The sequence below is a fragment of the Bradyrhizobium sp. genome (assembly GCF_035273305.1).
Classification (GTDB): domain Bacteria; phylum Pseudomonadota; class Alphaproteobacteria; order Rhizobiales; family Xanthobacteraceae; genus Bradyrhizobium.
The window spans coordinates 1-4,955 of sequence record NZ_DATEPI010000119.1; the positions used below are offsets into that span (position 1 = coordinate 1).

4 protein-coding genes are annotated in these 4,955 nt (G+C 61.7%); 1 reads left to right on the plus strand and 3 read right to left on the minus strand.

Features of this window, described 5'->3' with window-relative positions; all coding sequences use genetic code 11:
* Window positions 1-9: 9 nt before the first annotated feature.
* The 3 genes from smpB to dapA are packed head-to-tail and all read right to left on the minus strand — an operon-like array spanning window position 10 to window position 1,902.
* Window positions 10-483, minus strand: a complete 474-nt coding sequence (gene smpB, locus VJV58_RS08085; protein ID WP_324136821.1) for an SsrA-binding protein SmpB — start codon at window positions 481-483, stop codon at window positions 10-12.
* Window positions 484-540: 57 nt separating this feature from the next.
* Entirely contained in the window at window positions 541-954 is a 414-nt protein-coding gene (gene mscL, locus VJV58_RS08090; RefSeq protein WP_324136822.1) for a large conductance mechanosensitive channel protein MscL, read from the minus strand.
* Between the two features lie 57 nt (window positions 955-1,011).
* Window positions 1,012-1,902, minus strand: a complete 891-nt coding sequence (gene dapA / locus VJV58_RS08095; protein WP_324136823.1) for a 4-hydroxy-tetrahydrodipicolinate synthase — start codon at window positions 1,900-1,902, stop codon at window positions 1,012-1,014.
* Between the two features lie 239 nt (window positions 1,903-2,141).
* Between dapA and VJV58_RS08105 the strand changes: the two genes are divergently transcribed.
* Window positions 2,142-4,406 (plus strand): lytic transglycosylase domain-containing protein, encoded by a 2,265-nt coding sequence (locus tag VJV58_RS08105; RefSeq protein WP_414641448.1) that lies wholly within the window; start codon window positions 2,142-2,144, stop codon window positions 4,404-4,406.
* The last annotated feature ends 549 nt before the right edge of the window (window positions 4,407-4,955 follow it).

The following is a 4,955-nucleotide window of genomic DNA, read 5'->3' on the forward strand; positions in this document are numbered from 1 at the left end:
GCTGGTTGATTATCCGCGCGCCCGCAGCAGGCGGCCTTTTTCCCTGCTCCAGTCGCGCTTCTTTTCGCTTTCGCGTTTGTCGTGCAGCTTCTTACCCTTTGCCACAGCCAGCAATAGCTTGGCGCGGCCGCGCTCGTTGAAGTACAGCTTCAACGGTATCAACGTCATGCCCTCGCGCTCGACCGCGCCCATCAACTTGTTGATCTGCTTCTTGTGCAGCAACAGCTTGCGCGGCCGCTTCGGTTCATGATTGAAACGATTGGCCTGCAGATATTCCGGAATGTTGGCGTTGATCAGCCAGATCTCGCCGTCCTTGGAATCCGCATAGGATTCCGCGATGGTGGTCTTGCCGTTACGGATCGACTTCACCTCGGTGCCGGTCAGCGCGATTCCGGCCTCGACCGTATCCTCGATTGCATAGTTGAACCGGGCCTTGCGGTTCTCCGCGACCACCTTGATCGCGCGCTCGTTTTTTTCGGCCATGGTCAGCAATGTCTCAGGAAGACGCCAGCCATAGCACCGAGGTATTGGGCATGCACGTCAAGACTTTTTGAGCAGATCGCGGATCTCGACCAGCAACTCTTCCTGTCGGGTAAGTTTTGGCGGCGCGGGCGCCGTCTCATCCTTCCGCTTGAGCTGGTTTATGAGTCGAATGACCAGAAACAGCACGAATGCGATAATGATGAAGTTCAAGGTGAGCGTGAGGAAATTACCCCAGGCCAACACAGCACCCTGCTTTTTTGCATCGGCGAGGTTGCCGGCCGTGACAGCTTTCGACAGCGGCGTGAAATAATTCGAGAAGTCGAGACCGCCGGTGATCGCGCCGATAATCGGCATAATGATGTCGCCGACCAGCGAGGTGACGATGCTACCGAACGCAGCGCCGATGATAACGCCGACGGCGAGATCGACGACGTTGCCCTTCATCGCGAATTCGCGGAATTCCTTGAGCATTCGCGAGCTCCTGTGTTTGATGTCGCTTACCAAACGGCTGATCGATCCGAGAAAGACTTAATTGATCAGGCCCGCATGCACCATGGCGCTGCGCACGGCCGCACGAGTAGGCTCTGTTACCGGCACCATCGGCAGCCGCAGCTTCTCATCCATCTTGCCGAGCAGCGATAACGCGTATTTCACCGGCGCGGGATTGGATTCGATGAACAGGTTCATGTGCAACGGCATCAGTTTGTCGTGGAGCGCTAGCGCGGTCTTGAAATCACCTTTCTGCCAGGCGAGCTGAAATTCCGAGCACAGTCGCGGCGCCACGTTGGAAGTAACGGAGATGCAACCGTGACCGCCATGCGCCATGTAACCAAGGATCGTCGCGTCCTCGCCGGACAGCTGGTTGAAGTCCTCGCCCATTTTGGCGCGCTGCTGCGAAACCCGAACCATGCTGGCGGTCGCATCCTTCACGCCGGCGATGTTCTTCAGTTCGAACAACCGGGCCATGGTGTCCACACTCATGTCGATCACCGAGCGCGGCGGAATATTGTAGATGAGGATTGGGATGCCGATGGCGTCGTTGATCGCCTTGAAATGCTGGTACATGCCCTCCTGGGTAGGCTTGTTGTAATAGGGCGTCACCACGAGCACGGCGTTGGCGCCGGCCTGCTCGGCATGCTGCGCAAGCTCGATCGCTTCCTTTGTGGAATTTGAGCCAGCGCCGGCGATCACGGGAACACGCCCCTTTGCCTCGTCGATGCACCATTCGACCACGCGCTTATGCTCGTCGTGGCTCACGGTGGGGCTTTCGCCTGTCGTGCCGACCGGCACCAGTCCATGGGTGCCCTCGGCGATTTGCCAATTTACCAACGCCCGGAAAGCGGCTTCATCGAGCGACCCGTTTTTGAATGGCGTTACCAAGGCGGTGAATGACCCCCGGAAATTCGTCTTGGCTGCCATGGAATTTCTCCGAACGCGCGTTCTCGCGGCTTCACTCTTTTGCGACCTGATTCATATCGGGTCTGACGATCAGGCGAAAGGGCCGCGGCACTGAACTTGAGGCCTCGGCCGGGCCGGCCGTGATTTTGCCGCGGTGCTGGCGCAGACAGCCCATCACCCAATTTTTTAGTATTTTGTCCGCATATTCAATCAAATAGACCTGCTGCTCAGTCCATAATGATTTCTCACCAGGGAACGCCGTGATCTCAGCCAGCCGCTCAGCCGCCTTTCGATCGACGGCATTCGCGACCGGCTTGGCGCTGGGCGCAGCGTTTTTGGCATTCTCGGCAGACGCCTGGGCCAAACAAGCCGTTCCATTGCCCAAGCCGCGGCCAAGCGGGCGCAGCACCGCGCCGCATGCGTCGGCCGCACCTCCTTCCAAAACGACTACCGCGGCGGGCACCGTGGTGATGCGGGCAGCGACTCCGGTCAAATTTGAAGCGCCCGCGGCGAGCGTCCCTGCCCGGCCTGCCCTGTTAACCCCCGCACCCCGCCAGCATGCGGCCTTGCCGCCCATTCGCAAGGTATCGCCGCAGGCCGCGGTCGCCGCGACCTCCTCGACCTCGCAGGCCGATGCCGAAGCGGTCGCAAACGTCATCGAACTGGTGCGCAAGCACAACGCCGCTGGCGCGACCCAGGCCGAAGCCGCCATCGGCGATCCGGTCGCGCGCAAGCTTGCCGAATGGATCATCTTGCGCAGCGATGATAATGGCGCGCCGTTCGAGCGCTATCGCGCCTTCGTATCGGCCAATCCGAGCTGGCCGTCGCAAACTTTTTTGCGCCGGCGCATCGAAGCGGCGTTGTGGGATGATCGCAGAGACGATGCCACGGTGTGGAGCTGGTTCCAGAACGAATCCCCGCTATCAGCAAAAGGCAAGTTCGCGCTGGCGCGAGTCATGCTCGCGCGCGGCGACCGGCTCAATGCGGAGCGGCTGGTGCGCGACGCCTGGCGCAACGACTCCATGTCCGAGGACACGGAAAATAACGCGCTCGCCCTGTTTGGCGCGCTTGTCACGCCGGGCGACCAAAAAGCCCGGATGGACTTGCTGCTTTACGGCAGCGAGCACGAGGCTGCGCTGCGCGCTGCGAAACGGCTGGGCGCCGCTCAGGTTGCGCTCGCGAAGGCACGCATCGCGGTATATCGAAAGGCCGCCAACAGCAGAGCGCTCCTGGAGGCCGTTCCGCGCGAACTCCATGGCGAGGCCGGCTATCTCTTCAGCAAAATCCAGGTGCTTCGCCGCGAAGAGAAGTTCGCGGAGGCAGCCCAACTGATGCTCAGCGCGCCAAAGGAAGCCGCGCGCCTCTATAACGTCGATGAGTGGTGGATCGAGCGACGCTTGCTGGCGCGCAAGATGATCGACATCGGCGAGAATCGTACCGCCTACCTGATCGCCCGCGATGCTGCGCTGCCGACGCGCGACATCTACAAGACGGAACAGGAATTCACCGCCGGTTGGATCGCACTGCGTTTTCTCGGCGACCCGGCGACTGCCGCGCATCATTTTGCGCGCATCGGCATCGGCAGCGTCAACCCGACCACGCTCGCGCGCGCCGGTTACTGGCAAGGCCGCGCGGCTGAAGCGGCGGGCCGCATCCAGGAGGCGCGCACGGCCTATTCGGCGGCGGCGACCCAATCGACGAGCTATTATGGGCAACTGGCGAGGGCCAAACTCGGGCTGCCTCAGATCGAACTGAACGGAGCTCCTGGCGGGCGCGTCCGCGGCATCGAAAGGCTGGAGATCGTCCGGGCGGCGCAGTTGCTGTACGATCTGGACGAGCGCGAACTCGCCGTCCCTATTTTCGCGGACATGGGCGAGAACGGCGACCCCGACGCGTTGGTCGGCCTAGGCGAAGTAGCCTCGCGCCACGGCGATGCCCGCAGCATGCTGCTGCTCGGCAAGGCCGCGCTTAATCGCGGACTGCCGTTCGATTTTTACGCGTATCCCGTAACGGGGATCCCGCCGTTCAGGTCGATCGGTCCAGAAGTAGAGCCGAGCATCGTCTATGCTATCGCGCGCCAGGAAAGCGCTTTCAATCCTTCAGTGGTGTCACCGGCTCAAGCCTACGGGCTGATGCAGGTAACGCCGGATGCCGGTCGGTACGTGTGCAAGAAATACGGGGCCAACTTCGACCTCGTGCGGATGAAGAGCGATCCGGTCTACAACGCGGCACTCGGCGCCGCCGAACTCGGTGGCCTGATCGAGGACTATCGTGGCTCCTACATCATGACATTTGCCGCGTACAATGCCGGGCGCGGCAGTGTCAAAAAATGGATCGAGCGGTACGGCGATCCGCGCGACCCCAAGATCGACGCGGTCGACTGGGTCGAGCTCATCCCGTTCTCTGAGACCCGCAACTATGTGCAGCGGATCATGGAGAACTTGCAGGTCTACCGCGCCCGCTTCGGCGGCGGATCGCGGCTGCAGATCGAAGCCGATCTCCACCGTGGTTCGGTGATCGAATAGACTGCAGTGCCGAGGTAAGCGTCGATCAAATCTGGATTGTGCAGGGCGAGCCTGAGCCGTTCCAGCGCGGGTGCCGGCTTAGCCGTTCAGTGGCGTGCACCAAAGGCCCGGAGCTGCGAATTCCTATCGGGTGCGCGGCGGATGGGGTTGTCTCGGCGGCGGCGGTATTCGGTCGCGCGCCGGCGCTTGGGTCCCTCGATTTGCTGCAAAAGCTCGAGCCAGACTTCCAGGAGGGCCGCGCGCCGCTTGCGGGCTCTCGCCGATGTCTTTCCCGGATGTTCAAGCCCAGTTTTCATCGGCCGCCAGAATAGCCCATGATGGTTGAAAATTGGTTGCCGACGTGGCGCGTGAGCGGGCCGCGCTGCTGCGCTCAGCCATCTCGGCTCGATCGGACCGAATCGAGCTCCTGGTTGGCACGTTAGCGGCCTGAGCGACGTCACGCGCGGGCATCAGCTCACAAAGGAAGAGCCCCGGCAGTTGCCTGCCGGGGCTCTTGTCAGATCGTAGTCAGACGAACCGAATTACCAGTTGCGCTGAGCGCGGAGGAGC